Source organism: Nocardia ignorata NBRC 108230 (genome assembly GCF_001612905.1).
GTDB lineage: Bacteria > Actinomycetota > Actinomycetes > Mycobacteriales > Mycobacteriaceae > Nocardia > Nocardia ignorata.
On record NZ_BDBI01000032.1, the window covers coordinates 1 to 19371 of the forward strand.

General features: G+C 69.1%; 18 protein-coding genes and 1 pseudogene. 9 read left to right on the top strand and 10 right to left on the bottom strand.

Features of this window, described 5'->3' with window-relative positions; translation table 11 throughout:
* The 3 genes and pseudogenes from NI2_RS25510 to NI2_RS25520 form a co-directional block, all read right to left on the bottom strand.
* A pseudogene (locus NI2_RS25510) lies at positions 1–681 on the bottom strand (hypothetical protein); the annotation flags it as partial.
* A 203-nt stretch (positions 682–884) separates the two neighbouring features.
* On the bottom strand, positions 885–1796 hold the full coding sequence (locus NI2_RS25515) for an SDR family oxidoreductase (protein WP_067495502.1): 912 nt from the start codon (positions 1794–1796) through the stop codon (positions 885–887).
* A 12-nt stretch (positions 1797–1808) separates the two neighbouring features.
* Positions 1809–2576: an SDR family oxidoreductase gene (locus tag NI2_RS25520; RefSeq protein ID WP_371852010.1), complete on the bottom strand. Its 768-nt coding sequence runs from the start codon at positions 2574–2576 to the stop codon at positions 1809–1811.
* A 72-nt stretch (positions 2577–2648) separates the two neighbouring features.
* Here NI2_RS25520 and NI2_RS25525 point away from each other — a divergent pair, with 72 nt between their 5' ends.
* From NI2_RS25525 to NI2_RS25540, 4 genes are read left to right on the top strand one after another with little or no spacing between them, the layout of a single operon-like run.
* A complete protein-coding gene (locus NI2_RS25525; protein WP_067495505.1) occupies positions 2649–3413 on the top strand; it encodes an enoyl-CoA hydratase family protein in 765 nt (254 codons plus the stop codon).
* A gap of 8 nt (positions 3414–3421) precedes the next feature.
* Positions 3422–4300: a CoA transferase subunit A gene (locus NI2_RS25530; protein WP_067495508.1), complete on the top strand. Its 879-nt coding sequence runs from the start codon at positions 3422–3424 to the stop codon at positions 4298–4300.
* Positions 4297–5064 carry a CoA-transferase subunit beta gene (locus NI2_RS25535; protein WP_067495511.1) on the top strand — a complete coding sequence of 256 codons (768 nt, stop codon included), beginning with the start codon at positions 4297–4299 and terminating at the stop codon, positions 5062–5064. The genes NI2_RS25530 and NI2_RS25535 overlap by 4 nt, the downstream gene beginning before the upstream one ends.
* The gene (locus tag NI2_RS25540) at positions 5061–6146 is read left to right on the top strand and encodes an NAD(P)H-dependent flavin oxidoreductase (RefSeq protein ID WP_067495514.1); all 1086 of its coding nucleotides are present in this window, start codon (positions 5061–5063) and stop codon (positions 6144–6146) included. Before NI2_RS25535 ends, NI2_RS25540 begins: the two co-directional genes overlap by 4 nt.
* Before the next feature lie 143 nt (positions 6147–6289).
* Here NI2_RS25540 and NI2_RS25545 read toward each other — a convergent pair whose 3' ends face one another.
* The 7 genes from NI2_RS25545 to NI2_RS25575 all read right to left on the bottom strand — a co-directional run bounded on the left by NI2_RS25545 (position 6290) and on the right by NI2_RS25575 (position 13579).
* Entirely contained in the window at positions 6290–6751 is a 462-nt protein-coding gene (locus NI2_RS25545) for a hypothetical protein (protein ID WP_067495517.1), read from the bottom strand.
* A gap of 40 nt (positions 6752–6791) precedes the next feature.
* Positions 6792–8753 (bottom strand): molybdopterin-containing oxidoreductase family protein, encoded by a 1962-nt coding sequence (locus tag NI2_RS25550; protein ID WP_443093647.1) that lies wholly within the window; start codon positions 8751–8753, stop codon positions 6792–6794.
* A gap of 86 nt (positions 8754–8839) precedes the next feature.
* Positions 8840–9532 (bottom strand): Rv0361 family membrane protein, encoded by a 693-nt coding sequence (locus NI2_RS34685; protein WP_176579803.1) that lies wholly within the window; start codon positions 9530–9532, stop codon positions 8840–8842.
* Between the two features lie 211 nt (positions 9533–9743).
* Positions 9744–10904 carry an acetyl-CoA C-acetyltransferase gene (locus NI2_RS25560; protein ID WP_067495719.1) on the bottom strand — a complete coding sequence of 387 codons (1161 nt, stop codon included), beginning with the start codon at positions 10902–10904 and terminating at the stop codon, positions 9744–9746.
* Between the two features lie 45 nt (positions 10905–10949).
* Positions 10950–11570, bottom strand: a complete 621-nt coding sequence (locus NI2_RS25565; protein WP_067495525.1) for a TetR/AcrR family transcriptional regulator — start codon at positions 11568–11570, stop codon at positions 10950–10952.
* A gap of 36 nt (positions 11571–11606) precedes the next feature.
* Positions 11607–12404, bottom strand: coding sequence for an SDR family oxidoreductase (locus tag NI2_RS25570; RefSeq protein ID WP_067495528.1), 798 nt, complete (start codon positions 12402–12404; stop codon positions 11607–11609).
* Entirely contained in the window at positions 12401–13579 is a 1179-nt protein-coding gene (locus NI2_RS25575) for an acyl-CoA dehydrogenase family protein (protein ID WP_067495531.1), read from the bottom strand. The genes NI2_RS25570 and NI2_RS25575 overlap by 4 nt, the downstream gene beginning before the upstream one ends.
* Positions 13580–13659: 80 nt before the next feature.
* Between NI2_RS25575 and NI2_RS25580 the strand changes: the two genes are divergently transcribed.
* From NI2_RS25580 to NI2_RS25600, 5 genes are read left to right on the top strand one after another with little or no spacing between them, the layout of a single operon-like run.
* On the top strand, positions 13660–15210 hold the full coding sequence (locus tag NI2_RS25580) for a FadD3 family acyl-CoA ligase (protein ID WP_067495534.1): 1551 nt from the start codon (positions 13660–13662) through the stop codon (positions 15208–15210).
* Entirely contained in the window at positions 15207–16070 is an 864-nt protein-coding gene (locus tag NI2_RS25585; protein ID WP_067495536.1) for an enoyl-CoA hydratase, read from the top strand. The genes NI2_RS25580 and NI2_RS25585 overlap by 4 nt, the downstream gene beginning before the upstream one ends.
* Positions 16071–17213 carry an acyl-CoA dehydrogenase family protein gene (locus NI2_RS25590; RefSeq protein ID WP_067495539.1) on the top strand — a complete coding sequence of 381 codons (1143 nt, stop codon included), beginning with the start codon at positions 16071–16073 and terminating at the stop codon, positions 17211–17213. It abuts the gene before it with no gap.
* Between the two features lie 46 nt (positions 17214–17259).
* Positions 17260–18339: an acyl-CoA dehydrogenase family protein gene (locus NI2_RS25595; RefSeq protein WP_067495542.1), complete on the top strand. Its 1080-nt coding sequence runs from the start codon at positions 17260–17262 to the stop codon at positions 18337–18339.
* On the top strand, positions 18326–19360 hold the full coding sequence (locus NI2_RS25600; RefSeq protein ID WP_067495546.1) for an acyl-CoA dehydrogenase family protein: 1035 nt from the start codon (positions 18326–18328) through the stop codon (positions 19358–19360). Before NI2_RS25595 ends, NI2_RS25600 begins: the two co-directional genes overlap by 14 nt.
* Positions 19361–19371 lie beyond the last annotated feature (11 nt).

Here is a 19371-nt window from a genome sequence, read left to right on the forward strand (position 1 = left end):
GACGGCGGCCGAGCCGACGGCCGCGGAGCCGGTACCGGCCAGCGCCGAGCCCGTCCCCGCCGCGGCCGAACCGACGGCGGCCGAACCGGTACCGAGCACCGCGGCCGCACCGGCCGAACCGGTGCCGAGTACGGCGGCGGCACCGGCGGAACCGGTGCCGAGGATCGCGAAGGCGCCCGCCGAGCCCGTGCCGAGCACGGCGCCAAGGCCCGCGGAGCCGGTGCCGAGGAGCACGCCGAGGCCCGCCGAACCGGTGCCGAGCACCAGCCCGGCGGCGGCCGAGCCCGCGCCGAGGACGGCGGAGCCGGAGGCCGGACCGGCCACTTCCTTGGTCGGGAGTTCGGTGGTGTCCTGGCCGGGGATGTTCAGCGAGGTCCACTCGGTCTCTTCGGCGACTTCCGCACCGGTCTGGGGTGGATCGCCTTGATTCGCCGGTGCCGGGTCGGCGCCGCTGCCCGTACCGGGCAGGGTGAGTTCGATCGGCTTGCCGTTGCCCTGGGCGGGGTCCTCGGCCGGTTCACCGCCGCTACCCCCGATGCCGGTGCTCCCGCTGCCGGACGGTTGCGCGGCGGGCGTCGGCGGCTTTTCCGGCGCGGCGAATGCGGCGACGGGGCCCAATAGGGCACAGCCGGCCAAGACACTCGCAGCGGCAAGAACGCGCAACATGCGACCAACGGCCATGCGCCTGTCATCCCCTTTAAGTAATTCCGCGCAGCATTACCCCCGGTCGCGACACATTCCGGGATCGACGAACAGTAGCCCATAGTAAACCCAGGCGCAGAACCCCGCAGGAGAGCGCAAGAGCCGTCCAGCCCCCTGGACGCCTATGACATGGCAAAACCGCAGGCCCGGCGGCTTTGCTCAGTGCCCTCTTGCGAAGTTAGCTATGCACCGTAAACCGGCTCCGGTTCGGCACCCTTCTCGATCAGCTGCGCCACCACCGGACCGAGCTCGGCCGGATCCCAGCGCGCACCGCGATCGACCGCGATGCCGTGCCGCCAGCCTTCGGCCAGCGCGACCTTGCCACCCTCCACCTCGAACATCCGCCCGGTCACCTCGGCGGACTCGCTGCTGCCGAGCCAGACCACCAGCGGCGAGATGTTCGCCGGGTCCATGGCGTCGAAGCCGGCATCGGGGGCGGCCATGGTGTCGGCGAAGACCGTTTCGGTCATCCGGGTACGGGCCGCGGGGGCGATGGCGTTGACGGTGACGCCGTAGCGCCCGAACTCCGCCGCGGCGGTGAGCGTGAGGCCCGCGATGCCCGCCTTGGCCGCGCCGTAGTTGCCCTGGCCGACGCTGCCCTGCAGGCCGGCGCCCGAGCTGGTGTTGATGACGCGGGCGTCGACCGCGCGCCCGGCCTTGGCCTCACCGCGCCAATACTCGGCGGCATGACGCATGGTGGCGAAGTGGCCCTTGAGGTGCACGCGGATCACCGCGTCCCACTCCTCCTCGCTCAGGTTCACCAGCATGCGGTCGCGCACGAAACCGGCATTGTTGACCAGCACGTCGAGCCCACCGAAGGTGTCGACGGCCTGGCGGACGAGCCGGCGCGCGCCGTCCCAGTCGGCCACGTCGTCGTAGTTGGCGACCGCCTGCCCACCGGCAGCGACGATCTCGTCGACGACCTGCTGCGCGGGCGTCTCCGAGGTTGGTGCGCCGTCGAGCGCGGTGCCCACGTCGTTGACGACGACGCGCGCACCTGCCGCGGCGAAGGCGAGCGCGTGCGCGCGCCCGATCCCGCGACCCGCACCCGTGACGATCACCGTGCGGTCGGCGCAGATCAACTGCTGGTCCATCGAAACTCCTAGTTATCCGTGGTTCGTATTCGCGGCATCGAGAAAGGCGGGCCGCTCCCCCGCGCCGTGCACCAGCAGGCTCGCGCCGCTGACGTAGGCGGCCAGCGGGGAGGCGAGGAAGAGGGCGGCATTGCCGACGTCGGCGGGGGCGGCGAGGCGGCCGAGCGGGATGGTCGCGCCGACGGCGGCGACACCGTCGGCGTCGCCGTAGTGCAGGTGGCTCAGTTCGGTCTCCACCGGTCCGACCACCACGGAATTGAGACGGACCTTCGGCGCCCATTCCACGGCGAGGGAGGTGGTGAGGTTGTCCAGTCCGGCCTTGGCCGCGCCGTAGGCGGCGGTACCGGGCGAGGGCCGGTGCCCGCTGACGCTCGAGACCATCACGATCGAACCGCCCGAATCCTGTTTCTGCATCACGGCATTCGCCTGCTGCGCGATGACCAGGGGGGCGAGCAGATTCAGCTCGATGATCTTGGTGTGGAAGCGCGGGCTCGCCGCGTCGGCCAGGGCGAAGGGCGCCCCGCCGGCGTTGTTGACGACGTGGTCGAGCCGCCCGTGCGCGGCGAGGATCTCGTCGAACATGGCGGCGACCGCGCCGTCGTCGCGGACATCGCAGGAGTAGTGCTCGGTGCCGTCGATCGGGGTGTCGGCGGGCCTGCGCGCGCAGGTGAGCACTGTCGCGCCCGCCGCGAGGAAGGTGCGGGTGATGCCCGCGCCCACGCCGCGCACTCCGCCGGTCACCAGAACGATCTGGCCGGAAAGGTCGATTTCTATCGCCACCGTGTTAACCTACCAAGCAATTGCTTGCTTTGTCTCGGGTTCGCCCGGGCACGCACCGATAGGACAGTTGCCATGGGAATCGACCGGCATACCGAAACCGAGGGGGTGGAGGTCGTCACGGTCGACTATCCGCCGGTCAACGCGCTGCCGTCGGACGGCTGGTTCGCGCTCGCCGACGCCGTGCGCGCCGCCGGACGCGACCCCGGCACCCGCGTGGTCGTGCTGCGCGCGGAGGGTCGCGGCTTCAACGCGGGCGTCGACATCAAGGAGATGAACGCCGACGCCGGCCACACCGCCCTGATCCGCGCGAATCACGGATGTTTCGACGCCTTCGCCGCCGTGTACGACTGCGAGGTTCCGGTGGTCACCGCCGTCAACGGGTTCTGCCTCGGCGGCGGGATCGGCCTGGTCGGCAACTCCGACGTCATCGTGGCTTCCGACGACGCCACCTTCGGCCTGCCCGAGGTGGACCGCGGTGCGCTCGGCGCCGCGACCCACCTGTCGCGACTGGTCCCCCAGCACCTGATGCGGACCATGTTCTACACCGCGGGCAAGCTCACCGCCCAGCAGCTGCACCACTACGGGTCGGTGTACAAGGTGGTGCCGCGCGCCGAACTCGACGCCGCGGCCATGGAGGTCGCGAAGAACATCGCGAACAAGGACGGCCGGGTGATCCGGGCCGCGAAGCGGGCGCTCAACGGCATCGACGTGCAGGACGTGCACCGCTCCTATCGCTACGAGCAGGGCTTCACGATGGAGCTCAACCTGGCCGGGGTGGCCGACGAGATCAGAGCGCGTTTCGACGACGACCTCGCCGCGCAGAAGAAGGGGAAGTAGGAAAAGCTATGCGCGACAAGAGAATGACGCTCGACGAGGTGGTCGGCGAGCTGCGCAGCGGCATGACGATCGGCCTCGGCGGTTGGGGATCCCGGCGTAAGCCGATGGCGCTGGTCCGTGCGCTGCTTCGCTCGGATGTCACCGACCTGACCGTGGTGACCTATGGCGGGCCGGACCTCGGCCTGCTGTGTTCGGCGGGCAAGGTGCGCAAGGCGTACTACGGCTTCGTCTCCCTCGACTCGGCACCGTTCTACGACCCGTGGTTCGCCAAGGCGCGCACCGAGGGTGCGATCACGGTGCGCGAGATGGACGAGGGCATGGTGAAGTGCGGGTTGCAGGCCGCCGCCGCCCGGTTGCCGTTCCTGCCGATCCGGGCCGGGCTCGGTTCGGCGGTGCCGGAGTTCTGGGAGGGCGAGCTGAAGACCGTCGTCTCGCCGTACCCGCATGCCGACGGCCGGACCGAGACCCTGATCGCCATGCCGGCACTGAATCTCGATGCGGCGCTGGTGCATCTGGACCTGGGCGACAAGCACGGCAACGCCGCCTACACCGGTGTCGATCCGTACTTCGACGACCTCTACTGCCTGGCGGCCGAGCGACGCTACGTCTCGGTGGACCGCCTCGTCGACACCGACGAGCTGGTGAAAGCCGTTCCGTCGCAGGCGCTGATCCTCAACCGGATGATGGTCGACGGCGTCGTCGAGTCACCCGGTGGCGCGCACTTCACCTTCTCGGGCAGTTACGGACGCGACGAGAAGTTCCAGAAGCACTATGTGGCGGCCGCGCAGTCACCGGACTCGTGGGCCGAGTTCAGGGCGCGCTATCTCGACGTGAACGAAGACGAATACCAGTCCGCCGTCAAGGCTTTCGCGGAGGAGCAGCGATGAACGCAGTACCGGCGACCGGTCAGATCACGCGCGCGGAGGTGTGTGTCGTCGCGGCGGCGGAAATCTTCCGTGGCGCGGGCGAGATCATGGCCAGCCCGATGTCGACGATCACCACCATCGGCGCGCGACTGGCCAGGCTCACCTTCGAACCCGACCTGCTGCTGTCCGACGGTGAGGCGCTGTTCTTCGCCGAGGTGCCGGCGATCGGCGCGAAAGCACCGGTAGAGGGCTGGATTCCGTTCTCCAAGGTGTTCGACGTGGTGGCCTCGGGCAGGCGGCACGTGGTGATGGGCGCCAATCAGCTCGACCGCTTCGGCAACCAGAACCTCTCGGCGTTCGGCCCGTTGCAGCAGCCGCGCAGGCAGATGTTCGGTGTGCGCGGGGCGCCCGGCAATACGATCAACCACGCGACCAGCTACTTCGTGCCCAAGCACAACACGCGGGTGTTCTGCGAGCAGGTCGATATCGTGAGCGGCGTCGGCTACGACAAGATCGACCCGGCCAACCCCGCCTTCCGCTTCCATCACCTGCACCGGGTGGTGACCAACCTGGGCGTCTTCGATTTCGGCGGTCCCGAGCACACCATGCGCGCGCTGTCGCTGCATCCGGGTGTGACGGCCGAGGAGGTCGCCGAGAACACCTCCTTCGAGATCGCCGGGCTGGCCGACGCGGGCGAAACCAGGCTGCCCACCGAGGAGGAGCTGCGGCTCATCCGGACCGTGCTCGACCCCAAGGGATTCCGCGAGAAGGAAGTGGCCGCATGAGCGCCCGCCTGCGTACCCCGCTGACCGAGCTGGTCGGCATCGAGCATCCCGTCGTGCAGACGGGAATGGGCTGGGTGGCCGGGCCGCGGCTGGTCGCCGCGACCGCGAACGCGGGCGGGCTCGGCATCCTCGCTTCGGCGACGATGACCTTCGAGGAGCTGGAAGCGGCTGTCGCCAAGACGAAGTCGCTCACCGACAAGCCGTTCGGTGTGAACATCCGCGCCGACGCCACCGACGCACCCGAGCGCATCGAACTGCTCATCCGTGAGCAGGTGCGGGTCGCCTCGTTCGCGCTGGCTCCGAAGAAGGAACTGATCGCCCGGCTCAAAGACGCGGGCGTGGTGGTGATTCCGTCGATCGGTGCCGCCAAGCACGCGGTGAAGGTGGCCTCCTGGGGCGCGGACGCGGTGATCGTGCAGGGCGGTGAGGGCGGCGGGCACACCGGACCGGTGGCCACCACGCTGCTGCTGCCCTCGGTGCTCGATGCCGTCGACATCCCGGTCGTCGCGGCGGGCGGTTTCTTCGACGGGCGCGGCCTCGCGGCGGCACTGTCCTACGGTGCCGCCGGGGTGGCCATGGGGACCCGGTTCCTGCTCACCCAGGAGAGCACCGTCCCTGACGCCGTGAAGCAGGAGTATCTGGCGCGCGGACTGGGCGACACCGTGGTTTCGGTGAAGGTCGACGGCATGCCGCACCGCATGCTCAACACCGAACTCGTGGAGCGCCTGGAACATTCGGGCGGCTGGCGCGGACTGTCGGCGGCCGTCGGCAACGCCGCCAAGTTCAAGAGCATGACCGGGATGAAGTGGTCGACGCTGATGCGCGACGGGCTCGCCATGCGAAAGACCAAGGACCTCAGCTGGTCGCAGGTCGTGATGGCCGCGAACTCAGCGATGCTGACCAAGGCCGGTCTCGTCGAGGGCCGTACCGATGCGGGTGTGCTGCCCGCGGGCCAGGTCACCGGAATCATCGACAGCCTGCCGACGGTGGCCGAGCTGATCGACGGCATCGTCACCGACGCGCTCACGCGCATCGAGGCCGTCGGCACGCTGGTCGACACACCGGTCACCGAGCAGAGCTGACCAAGACCCATCCCGGCGAGCCCCCCACAGCGGTGCGCCGGGATGCCGCCCGACGGGTCTGAGCCTCCCGTCGAAAGGGCGAACAGGACACCGAACCGGACGCGGTACTCACAAGGCGCGCATCCGGTTCGGTGTTCTCCCACTCAGAATTCGGAGACCGCGAACTCCCCGGTGCTCGGCAGATGCGCCAGTGGCGTGGTGCGGATGGTCGCCTCGATCCGCCCGGCGCCCGTCGCGAGCGTCAGGCCGACCTCGGGGCCCGGCTGCCCGCTCGGACCGCCTGCCACGACAGTCGCCGCCGAACCGCCCGCACCGGTGTCGAGATTGCGCCACTCGACCGTCGTCGTCACCGTGCAGCCGCTCTGATGTGAACCGGGTGTAGCGCTCCAGAACGTGCCGCGCAGCCGCATCTGGGCCTCACCGGACCTGGTGATGCCCTGGCCGGACAGTGCCGTCGCGTCGATCTCACCGGCGCAGGTCCAGCCGGTGGCGAGGGTGTAGGTGGGTTTGAACGGAGTCATTGCCGAGGCGGGGGTCGTCGCGCCGAGGAGGAGTCCTGCGGTTGCCGTCGCGACGAGCGTCGCGCGGCCGGTGTACTTCCACATCACTGCGTGCCTTTCGTTCGGTGATCGCGTCCGGTTCGTGTCAGCGGGGTACCACCTCCACCCGGTTGTCGTGGAAGACCGCGCCGCCACCGAAGTCGGCGTCGCGTTCGGCGATCGTGGCGTTGACGGTCGCGCCGCCGGAATCCTTGGCCCAGCGTCCCTTCGTGGTACCCGCTACGCCGGGTCTGACACGGTCGGATACCTCGGCGATCGCCTCGAAGGAACCGCGAGCGTTGACGACCGACACCGGGGCGCCGTCGGCGATTCCGCGCGCGGCGGCGTCATCGGGATGGAGTGTGATCCGGGTTTCGCCTGCGCGGCGGCGCAATTCGGGGTTGGCACCGAAGGTGGTGTTCAGGAAGTAGTGCGAGGCGGCGGAAATCAGCACGAGTCCGTCGCCTGGGTCGGCGGGTGGGGTGTAGGTGGGTAGCGGGTCGTGACCTGCGAATTGCGCTCGTGGAGAGACGAACTGAAGTTTTCCCGCGGGGACGGGCCCCGGCTGCACCTTCAAGAAGCCGTCGGCGCGCAACCGGTCCAGATCATGACCCTTCAGCAGTTGACGGGCCAGTTCCTCGTCCGATTCGTACAGCGCCGGTTCGGTGAGTCCGAGGCGACGGGACAGTCTACGGAAAGCCTCTGTGGTGGAAAGACATTCGCCCGGCGGCTCGACGGCGGGCTCGTTCCACACCAGGTACAGGTGGCCGTAGCCCGCGATCACGTCGAGGTGCTCGGGTTGCATGGTCGCGGGAAGCACGATGTCGGCGTAATCGACCGTGTCGGTGGCGAAATGCTCCAGCACCACGGTGAACAGGTCTTCGCGTGACAGGCCTTCGATCACCCGGCGCTGATCGGGATTGGAGCCGACCGGATTCGCGCCGATCACGAACAGCGCCCGCACCGGCGGGTCGTCGACGTCGAGCAAGGCCGCACCGAGCCTGGTCATCGACAAGGTGCGCACCGGGTGCGGCAGCAGATCGTCGCGCACCAGGGCGGGCAGGTCGAGTTCGAAGTGCCCGCTCGTCGAATAGTGCAGGCCGCCACCGGGAATCGCCCAGTCACCGGTGACGCCGGGCAGGCAGCCGAGCACCCGCAGCGCCATCCCGCCACCGGCGTGGCGCTGCATGCCCTGGGAGGCGCGGATCGCGGTCGGCCTGGTACCCGCGATCCGTTCACCGAGCGCGACGATCTGTTCGCGCTCGAGGCCGGTGATCGCGGCCACCCGCTCCGGGGTGAATTCCATGACGCGCTCACGGAATTCGGGCCAGCCCTCGGTGTGCTCGGCGATGAACTCCGTGTCCTCGGCACCCAGCGAGACCACCACGTGCAGCAAGCCGAGCGCCAGGGCGGCATCGGTGCCGGGCAGGGGGGCGAGGTGTTCGTCGCAGCGTTCGGCGGTCTTGGTGCGCACCGGGTCGATCGCGACCAGGTAGGCGCCGCTGTCCTGCACGAACTTCCACAGGTGATGACCGGAGGTGAGCGGGTTGGTGCCCCACAGCAGGATCAGCTTCGACTTCGCGAAGTCCTCCGGGTCCATGCCGCCGGAGGTGCCGAGGGTGTAGCTCAGCCCCGCGCTGCCCGCGACCGAGCAGATGGTCGCCGCATGGTGGGAGGCGCCGAGCACGTTGAACATGCGGCGGCCGGGATACCCCTCGAGGCCCTGGAGGTAGCCGAGGCTGCCGGTGCCGTGGAACGGCCAGATCGCCTCGGCTCCGTATTCGTCGATGATGCCGGTGAGCCGGGTGGCGATCTCGTCGAGCGCCTCGTCCCAGCTGATCCGCTCGAACCGTCCGGAACCCTTGGGACCCACCCGGCGCAGCGGATACCTGAGCCGGTCCGGCGCGCCGACCTGCTCCAGGTAACGGTTCACCTTCACGCACAGCGCACCCCGCGTGACCGGGTGTTCCTTGTTGCCGCGCAGGCCGGTGGCGACGCCGTCCTCGACCGTCACCACCCACGAGCACGCATCGGGACAGTCGAGTGGGCACGCGCCGAGCACCTTCACCGCTCCCATCGTAGGCCCGGTGCCCGATGCCCTCGGAGTAGGAGAGGCGGCGACCGGGTCGGCCCGTTGGGACCGACCCGCCGCACTCACTCCGTTTCGATGGTCGGGTTGAGGATTCCGCACACCCGCCAGCCGCCGTCCTCCTCGACCAGCTTGTACGTCGCGGTCGAAGTCGTGCTCTGGCCGAGAATGGTCATGCTCATCGCCGTGGTGAACGTCCCGGACTTGCTGCCGGAGGCGACATCCACGCTCTTCAGCGTCGTCGTGACGCTCGGTGCCCCGCCGCCCGACGGTGCCTTGGTCGGCGTGGCCTGGTTCTCGTACTTCGCGATCTCGTCACGATCGGAGGCGCACACCAGGTCTTCGAGTTCGCCCTCCTTGTCGACCCAGGCCTGCGCTGCCGCGCGCGGGGTGTCGTAACCGCCACCGCCGAGGGGACCGCCACCACCGGCGAACATGTAGATCGCGCCGACCGCGATCGCGACCAGTACGACCAGACCGCCGACGATGAGAACGATCTTGCCGCCGCCACCCGACCGGCGCGGCGGCTGCCCGTAACCACCGGGCGCGCCGTACGGCTGCCCCTGCGGGTACGGCTGCCCCTGCGAGTAGGGCTGTCCCTGCGGGTAAGGCTGACCCTGTGGGTAGGGCTGGCCCGGCATCGGCTGACCTTGCGGGTAGGGCTGACCCGGCATCGGCTGGCCCGGATACGGCTGACCAGGCTGCATCGGCTGACCTGGCCGACCTTGATACGGGTTGGGCGGTTGTGGGTAACCCATTCGAAATTCCTGTTCCCTGTTTCCACGAGCAGTACCTGACCGGCACCGCTTCAGCACATGGCTTACCCACTGCGCCAACGTGTTATCGCGGTGGCGCCGGGAGAGCAACCGTTCAGTCTCGACGACCGGCCCATCACCCGCAAGTCCGCCGACGCACGACGGCCCGGTACCGGAGTGTCCGGTACCGGGCCGTCGTCGGCGTCGCGGCGAACTACTCGCTCGCGCCGAGCCGTTCGATGATGGTGACGTTCGCGGTGCCGCCGCCCTCACAGATGGTGAGCAGACCGTAGCGGCCGTTCACCCGCTCCAGCTCGTGCAGCAGGGTGGCGAACAGCTTCGCACCGGTCGCGCCGAGCGGATGACCGAGTGCGATGGCACCGCCGTTGACATTGACCTTCGCCGGATCGGCGCCGATCTCCTTGATCCAGGCCAGCACCACCGGTGCGAACGCCTCGTTGATCTCGATGACATCGATGTCGTCGATGGTGAGCCCGGTCTTCTCCAGCGCCCACTGGGTGGCCGGAATGGGCGCGCTGAGCATGAAGATCGGGTCGGCGCCGCGCGCGCTGACGTGATGGATGCGCGCCCGAGGGGTGAGCCCGTACTCCTCGACGGCCCACTCGGAGGCGAGCAACGTCGCGCTCGCACCGTCGGAGATCTGGCTGGCCACGGCGGCGGTGAGCGGGCTGCCCTCGCTCAGCGGTTGCAGCGTGGCCATCTTCTCGAGGCTGGTCTCGCGCGGGCCCTGGTCGACGGCGAAGTCACCGACCGGCACGATCTCGGCCTCGAAGCGGCCCTCGGCGATGGCCGCCCGCGCACGCTGGTGGCTGCGCAGCGCCCACTGCTCCATGTCCTCGCGGGTGATGCCCCACTTCTCGGCGATGAGCTCGGCGCCACGGAACTGCGAGACCTCGCCGGTGCCGTAGCGCTGATCCCAGCCGGTGGCGCCGACGAAGGGCGAGTCGAATCCGTACTCCTTGCCCGCGAGCATGGCCGCCGAGATCGGGATCGCGCTCATGTTCTGTACGCCGCCCGCGACGATCACCTCGGCGGTGCCGCTCATGATCGCCTGGGCGCCGAAATTGATGGCCTGCTGACTCGAACCGCACTGCCGGTCGACGGTGACACCGGGAACCTCCTCCGGGAAGCCCGCGGTCAGCCACATCGTGCGACCGATATTGCCCGCCTGCGGGCCGATGTTGTCGACACAGCCGACGATCACGTCATCGACGACAGCCGGATCGATACCGGTGCGCTCGACGAGTCCGCGCAGTGCGGCGGCGCCGAGGTCGGCCGGGTGCACACCGGCCAGCGCGCCGCCACGCTTGCCGACGGCGGTCCGCACCGCATCGATCACATAGGCCTCCCGCAACGGGGTGTAGGGGCGGCGCTCGGCGGGTGCGGTCATGGGGTACTCCTAAGGCGCGTCGCTCGCGGGCACGGTGAGCCCGTCGAGCACGATGGTCAGATATTGCGAGGCAAGGTTTTTCACGGTGATGGGGCCGCCGGGGGTGTACCAGCGGACCGCGACCCACACGGTGTCGCGCAGGAAGCGGAAGGCCAATTCCACGTCGAGTTCGGGGCGGAAGCTGCCGTCGGCGACACCGGCGGCGAGCACCCGGTGCCACAGGTCGCGGAACTCGGTGTTGAAGTCACGGATGTAGCCGAAACGTTCCACGTCACGCAGGTTCTTGGCTTCGGCCTGGTAGATCGCGACGGCGGCGTGATGACGGTCGAACGCCTGGTAGGAGGCGAGGACCAGGGCCTCGAGGGTCGCCCGCGAGCTGAGCCCGGCGGCCGCGATCTCGCGATAGTGGCCGAACAGGTCGTCGAGGAAGCCGCGCAGGATCTCGTCGACCATCGATTCCTTGGAATCGAAATGGTGGTAGAGACTGCCCGAGAGAATGCCCGCCGAATCGGCGATATCGCGCACCGTGGTGGCACGCAGGCCGCGCTCGGCGAACAGGTCGGCGGCGAGGGCGAGCAGTTCGTCGCGGCGGGTGCGTTTCGCGGTGTCGGGTGCGGTCACCCTAGACATCGTACAACCAAGCACTTGCTTGGCATGCGGCTGCCGTCATGCGCGCTGACTACTCACGGAAACCACCTCACCTGTCAGGTACGAGGTGTAGTCGCTGGCCAGCATGGCGATCGTCGCCGCGACCTCCCACGGCTCGGCCGCGCGCCCGAAAGCCTCACGCTCGCTGAGGTTGTCGAGCAGTTCCGATGAGCTCACCTTGTCCAGGAACGGGTGCCGCGCGATGCTCGGCGCGACGGCATTGATGCGCACCCCGAACTCGGCGGCCTCGATCGCGCTACACCTGGTCAGCGCCATAACCCCCGCCTTGGCCGCGGCGTAGTGCGCCTGACCGTGCTGGGCTCGCCAGCCGAGCACGCTGGCGTTGTTGACGATCACGCCGCCGTGGCCCGCGTCGCGGAAGTAGCCGAGCGCCGCGCGCGTGCAGCGGAAGGTGCCGGTGAGGGTGATGTCGAGGACCTGGTCCCACTGCTCGTCGGTCATGTCGACCACAGGGGTCTCGCCGCCGAGGCCGGCGTTGTTGATCATGATGTCGATGCGACCGAGTTCGGCGGCAGCGGCGGTGAGCAGCTGGTTCACCTGGGCGGTGTCGCGCACATCGCACACCACGGCACCGACGGTGCGCTCCGGGAATTCCTTGGCGAGCAGTTCGGCGGTTTCACCCAATCTCCGCTCGTGCCAATCGGATACCACCACATCGGCACCCTCGGACAGGAGCCTGCGGGCGGTGGCCGAGCCGATGCCGGTACCGGCGGCGGCCGTGACGACACCCTTGCGGCCGGTGAGCAGACCGTGGCCGGGGATGGGCGCGGGCGGGGTGGCGAGCGGGCCGGTCACGGTCGGGCCTCGCGCGGCAGACCGAGCACCCGCTCGGCGATGATGTTGCGCTGCACTTCGTTCGAACCTCCGTAGATGGTGTCGGCGCGGCTGAACAGGTACAGCCGCTGCCAGGCGGTCATGTCGTCGTCGGGGATCACCAGACCGGCGGCGCCCTGCACTGCCATGGCCAGCTCGCCGAGATCGCGATGCCAGTTGGCCCACAACAACTTCGACACCGACGCCCCGCCCGCGTCGTTCTCGTCGCTCATGGTGCGCAGCGCGTGGGCGCGCAGCACCCGCAGTCCCACCCAGGCGCGGTCGAAACGCGCGGCGATCAGCGGGTCGTCCGCGACGCCGGTGCGGCGGGCGAGGTCTTCGATGTCGGTGAGTTCGCGGGCGAAGCGGATCTGCTGGCCGAGAGTGGAGATGCCGCGCTCGAAGGTCAAGGTGCCCATGGCGATTCGCCAGCCGTCGCCGGGCGCGCCCACGACCAGGTCCGCGTCGGTGCGGGCGTCGTCGAAGTACACCTCGTTGAATTCCGAAGTGCCGGTGAGCTGCTGGATCGGGCGAACGGTTATGCCCGGCTGGTTCATCGGGACGAGCAGGTAGGACAGGCCGTGATGACGGGTGGACCCGCGTTCGGTGCGGGCGATCACGAAGCACCAGTCGGCCACATGGGCCAGCGAGGTCCAGATCTTCTGGCCGTTGATCACCCACTGGTCGCCGTCGAGGCGGGCGGTCGTCGACACGGCGGCGAGGTCGGAACCCGCGCCCGGCTCGGAGTAGCCCTGACACCACAGCTCGCCGACCGAACGGACGCCGGGCAGGAAGCGCTTCTTCTGCTCCTCGGTGCCGAAGGCGAGCACGGTCGGCCCGAGCAGTTCCTCACCCACGTGCGAGACCCGCGCGGGCGCGTCGGCCTTGGCGTACTCCTCGTGGAAGATCACCTGCCTGGCGACGCTCTCGTCGCGGCCGCCGTACTCCACCGGCCAGCCGAGGCACGTCCAGCCGGCGGCGGCGAGATGACGATCCCAGGCCAGCCGTCGCTCGAAGTGCTCGTGTTCTCGGCCCGGCCCGCCGGTACCGCGCAGGTCGGCGAACTCGCCCGCCAGGTTTTCGGCAAGCCACTCCCGGATCTCCGCGCGGAACTCCGCGTCGGAGGTAACTGAATCTGCGGTCTGGATCACGCCCACCACGGTAGAGTAACCTACCAAGCACTTGCTTTGTTAGCTGCTTCGTAAAGATCAGCGAACCGCACAACGGTGAGGACCCCGTGACACCCGCTGCACAGACCATCCCGCAGGCGCTGCGCCAGACCGCCGCGGCGTATCCGCACGAGCCTGCCATCGTCGACGGCGAAACCCGCCTGACATGGGCAGAGCTGCTCGACCAGGTGCGGATCGCGGCGCGCGCGCTCATCGCCCGCGGCATCGAACCCGGCGACCGGGTCGCCATGTGGGCACCCAATACCCATCACTGGGTGGTGGCCGCGCTGGCCGCGCATTCGGCCGGTGCCGCACTCGTGCCGCTGAACACCCGGTACGTGGCGGCCGAGGCGGTCGACGTGCTGCACCGGGTCGATGCGAAGGCGCTGTTCGTCGCCGGGCCGTTCCTCGGTCGCGACCGGGTGGCCGAACTGCTCGCCGAAGCACCGGAATCGACCATCGCGACGGTTGTCGTCATCCCGGTCGAGCCGGGCGCGGCCACCGGGACCGGCTCGCTCACCTGGGACGATTTCCTCGCCGAGGCCGAGCTGGTCACCGAGGCCGACGGCGAAGCGCGCGCGGCGCAGGTCTTTCCCGACGACATCTCCGACATCCTCTTCACCTCGGGCACCACCGGCCGCAGCAAAGGCACCTTGGTCGCCCATCGGCAGGCCCTGGATGTGGTGCGTGCCTGGTGCGCCTGCTCGACCGTGCGCGCGGGTGACCGCTACCTGGTGATTCCGCCCTTCTTCCACAACTTCGGATACAAGGCGGGCATCCTCGCGTGCCTGGTCACCGGGGCCACGATCGTGCCGCAGGCGACATTCGACGTCCCGGCCGCGCTGCGCCTCGTCGAGTCCGAGCGGATCACGGTGCTCACCGGCCCGCCGACGATCTACCAGACCATCCTCGACCACCCCGAGCGCGGCGAGCGTGACCTCTCTTCGCTGCGCGTCGCGGTGACCGGCGCGGCGACCGTGCCGGTGGTGCTGATCGAGCGGATGCGCGACGACCTCGACTTCGAGGTGGTCATTACCGCCTACGGACTGTCGGAGACCGCAGGCTTCGGCACCATGTGCGACCCCGACGACGACGCCGAGACCATCGCCAACACCTGCGGCAAGCCCATCGCCGGCTTCGAACTGCGCCTGGCCGACAACGGTGAAGTTCTGCTGCGTGGGCCCAATGTGATGCTCGGTTACCTCGACGATCTCGAGGCCACCGCCGAGGCGATCGACGCCGACGGCTGGCTGCACACCGGTGACATCGGCGTGGTGGACGACCGCGGCTACCTCAAGATCACCGACCGGCTCAAGGACATGTACATCACCGGCGGATTCAACGTCTATCCCGCCGAGATCGAGCAGACCCTCGCCCGCCTCGACGGTGTCGCCGAGTCCGCCGTGATCGGGGTGCCCGACGAGCGGATGGGCGAGGTCGGCATGGCGTTCGTCGTCCGCAAGCCGGACACGAACCTGACCGCCGACGAGGTGATCGCCCATGCGAGCGCCCATCTGGCCAATTTCAAGGTGCCCCGGTTCGTCGAGTTCCGCGACCGGCTGCCCTACAGCGCGGCGGGCAAGGTGCTCAAGCGCGAGCTACGTGAGGAGAAGTCGTGAGTTCCGAAACCGAGGTCGTCACCTACGAGGTGCGCGGACCGGTGGCTGTGATCACCATGAACCGGCCCGACTTCCGCAACGCGCAGAACTCGAAGATGACCTACGCCCTCGACGCCGCGTTCGTGCGCGCGGTCGAGGATGCCGCGGTGAAGGTGATCGTGCTCGCGGGCAACGGAAAACACTTCAGCGCCGGGCACGATATCGGCACACCGGGCCGCGACCACGACGCGCACTACGAGAACAAGGCCGCGCTGTGGTGGGACCACGTCGACCGCGCCGGCGGCGACCAACGGTTCGCCCGCGAGACCGAGGTGTATCTCGGCATGTGCAGGCGCTGGCGCGAGATCCCCAAGCCGACGATCGCGATGGTGCAGGGCGCGTGCATCGCCGGTGGGCTGATGCTGGCCTGGGTGTGCGATCTGATCGTCTGCTCCGACGACGCCTTCTTCTCCGATCCCGTTGTGCGCATGGGCATTCCGGGCGTGGAGTACTTCGCACATCCATGGGTGATGGGCCCGCGTGCGGCCAAGGAGTTCCTGTTCACCGGTGACCGGTTCGGGGCCGCGCAGGCCAAGGAGTGGGGCATGGTGAACCGGGTCGTGGCGCGCGCGGAGCTGGAATCCGAGACCATCGCGCTCGCCGAGAAGATCGCCACCATGCCGCAGTTCGGGCTCGCGCTCACCAAGAAGGCGGTGAACCAGGCCGAGGATCTCATGGGGATGCGCTCGGGCATGGACTCGGTCTTCGGACTGCACCATTTCGCGCACGCGCACAATGCCGAGGTCGGCGCCGATTCGCTGGGCGGAATGAACGCCAAGACGATGAAGACCGCCGCGGCCGAACAGAACGGGTCGAAGTAGATGGATCTCGAGATCGACGAGGCAGCCACACAGTTCCAGCTCGAGGTGCGCGAATTCCTCGCCACCCATGTGCCACGCGAACCGCTGCCGTCCATGGATACCGCGGAAGGCTTTGCCGCCCACCGTGCATGGGAGGCGACACTGGCCGAGGCGCGGCTCTCGGCGGTGTCGTGGCCGCGCGAGTACGGCGGGCGTGACGCCTCCATTCTCGAATGGGTGTTGTTCGAGCAGGAGTACTACGCGGCGGGCGCACCCGGCCGGGTGGCCCAGAACGGCATCTTCCTGCTGGCACCGACGCTGTTCGAGCACGGCACCGAGGAGCAGCTGGCCCGGATCCTGCCGAGAATGGCTCGCGGCGAGGACATCTGGGCGCAGGCCTGGTCGGAGCCCGAGGCGGGTAGCGACCTCGCGGGCCTGCGCTCGACGGCCCGGCGCACCGAGGGCGGCTGGGTACTCAACGGCCAGAAGACGTGGAGTTCCCGTGCGTCCTACGCGGATTGGGCCTTCGGCCTGTTCCGCAGCGACCCCGAGGCCCAGCGTCATCACGGGCTGACCTACGTGATGTTCCCGCTGACGGCCGAGGGCGTGAGCGTGCGGCCCATCCCCCAGCTCGACGGCGAACCCGGCTTCGCCGAGATCTTCCTCGACGACGTCTTCGTCCCCGACCACGACGTGATCGGCGCACCGAACGAGGGTTGGCGGGTGGCGATGGCCACCTCGAGCAACGAGCGTGGCCTCTCCCTGCGCAGCCCCGGCCGGTTCAGCGCCACCGCGCAACGCCTGATCGACCTGTGGCAGCAGACCTGCGACCCCGCCGATACCGCCGCCCGCAACGCCGTGGTCGACGCCTGGCTCGGGGCCGAGGCCTACCGGCTGCACACGTTCGGCACGGTCACCCGCCTGCAGGACGGCGGCCAGCTCGGCGCCGAATCCTCGATCACCAAGGTCTTCTGGTCCGACCTCGACATCGCCATGCACGAAACGGGCCTCGACCTGCTCGGAGCGGCCGCCGAGCAGCGCAGTTCGTGGACCGACGGCTATCTGTTCTCCCTCGCGGGCCCGATCTACGCGGGCACCAACGAGATCCAGCGCAACATCATCGCCGAACGCCTCCTCGGCCTGCCACGGGAGAGCAAGCGATGACCGGCGCTACGAATCGGATCGACCACCCGACAACAGGAGGTGTGCGATGAGATTCGCCCTCAGTACCGAGCAGCTCGACTTCGCCGCGGAGCTGCGCAAGATCCTGGATGCGGGGCAGGTGCCTGCCGCCGTGCGCGCCTGGTCCGAGAGCGACACCGCCCGTGGCCGCGCGATCCTGCGGCAGGTGGCGGACATGGGCGTGTTCGGCTTGATCGTGGATGAGGAACACGGCGGCGCCGATGCGACCGCGGTCGATCTCGTCGTGGCCCTGGTCGAGCTGGGTCGCGCGGCCGTGCCCGGTCCGGTGATCGAATCGGCCGCCGTGATTCCGGCGCTGCTGCGACAGCTCCCTGATGCGGCCGAGCGTTGGTTGCCGACCGTGGCGAGTGGTGAACTGCTCGGCACCATCGCCTTCGAGCACGGCGGCCGCACTGTCGCGCTCGACGCGGATACCGCCGACCTCGTGTTGGTCGCCGGTAGTGCACACGTCTCCACAGGTCGACCCGCACGTCCCGACGAGGCGCCTACGCAGGCCGCCGCAGCTGAGCGCTCCGGCGAACACGGCGCGCGCCGGTTCGAGAGTGCGGCGGCGATCGCGTCGATCGATCCCGCCCGCAAGCTGTTCGCAGCGTTGCGCGACGAGGTGCTGGCGGAGGCGGCAGAGGACGCCGTCGACTTCGCCTTCGACCTGGGTGTGCTGGCCTGCGCCGCGCAACTGCTCGGTGCAGGCCGGGCCATCCTCGATCAGACCACCGCTTATGCCAAGCAGCGCAAGCAGTTCGGTCGCTTCATCGGCGAATTCCAGGCCGTGAAGCAGCAGCTCGCGGATGTGCGGATCGCGCTGGATCTGGCGGAGCCGCTGCTGTACCGTGCCGCGCTCACCCTCGACTCCACCGACCGCGCCCGCGATGTCTCGGCAGCGCTGGTGGCCTGCGGCGATGCCGCCCACCGCGCGTCGCGGGCGGGTCTGCAGGTGCACGGCGCCATCGGCTACACCGCCGAATGCGACCTGTCACTGTGGCTCACCCGGGTAGCCGCTCTGCGCACCGCATGGGGGACCGCCGACTTCCACCGCGCGCGGATCGCCACCGCCCTTCGCACCGAGGAATCCCATGTCATCGAATGAACTGCTCGAATTCCGCTCGTCGGTGCGGGCGCTGCTGGCCAAGCACGCCACTCCGGAAGCCCTTCGCGCGGCGATGGACAGCGACCTCGGGTACGACCCGAAGTTGTGGCAGCTGTTGTGCGAGCAGGTGGGGGTCGCGGCCCTCGCGGTGCCGGAGCAGTGGGGTGGGGTGGGCGCGAGTCTCGTCGAATCGCTCATGGTCGTCGGCGAATTGGGCCGGGTGCTGAGCGGCGTGCCGATGCTCGGTTCGGCCGTACTCGGTGTCCAAGCCGTCCTGCTGACCGGCGATGAGCAGGCTTGCGAGCGGCTGCTCCCCGGTCTCGCCGAAGGCTCTCGCACGGCCGCGCTGTGCTGGGCGGATGCCCAGGGTTGGGATGACTACGGTGTTCGCGCGGAAGGCGGATCGCTCAGCGGGACAGCGCATTACGTGCTGCACGGCGCCCAGGCGGACGTCCTGCTCGTACTCACCGCCGACGGATTGTTCGAAACCTCGCCTACCGCAGCAGGTGTCACTGTGACGCCGACTCCTGGACTCGACCACACCCGCGCCCTGGCGAGCATCACCTTCACCGAAACCCCGGCGACCAGGCTCGGCGACCCGGGCACCCGGCTGCGCGACATCGCGTGGGCGGCACTGGCCGCCGAACAGGTCGGCGCGGCACGCCGCTGCCTCGAGATGACCGTCGAATACACCAGCGCGCGCGTGCAGTTCGGCAGGCCGATCGGCAGCTTCCAGGCACTCAAGCACCGCATGGCCGATATGTATGTTCTCGTCGAATCGGCGGAATCGGCCGCGCTGCTGGCCGCCCAATCGCTGGCGGCGGGCAGTGATTCGGCCGCCGAGGACGTGTGGGTGGCGCGCACCTACTGCACCGAGGCGTTCAGCACGGTGGCCGCCGAGACCATCCAGTTGCACGGCGGGATCGCCATCACCTGGGAACACGACGCCCACCTGTACTTCAAGCGGGCACACGCCACCACGGAACTGTTCGGGACCGCCCGCCGTCCGATCGCCGCTTGATCGTGCACTCC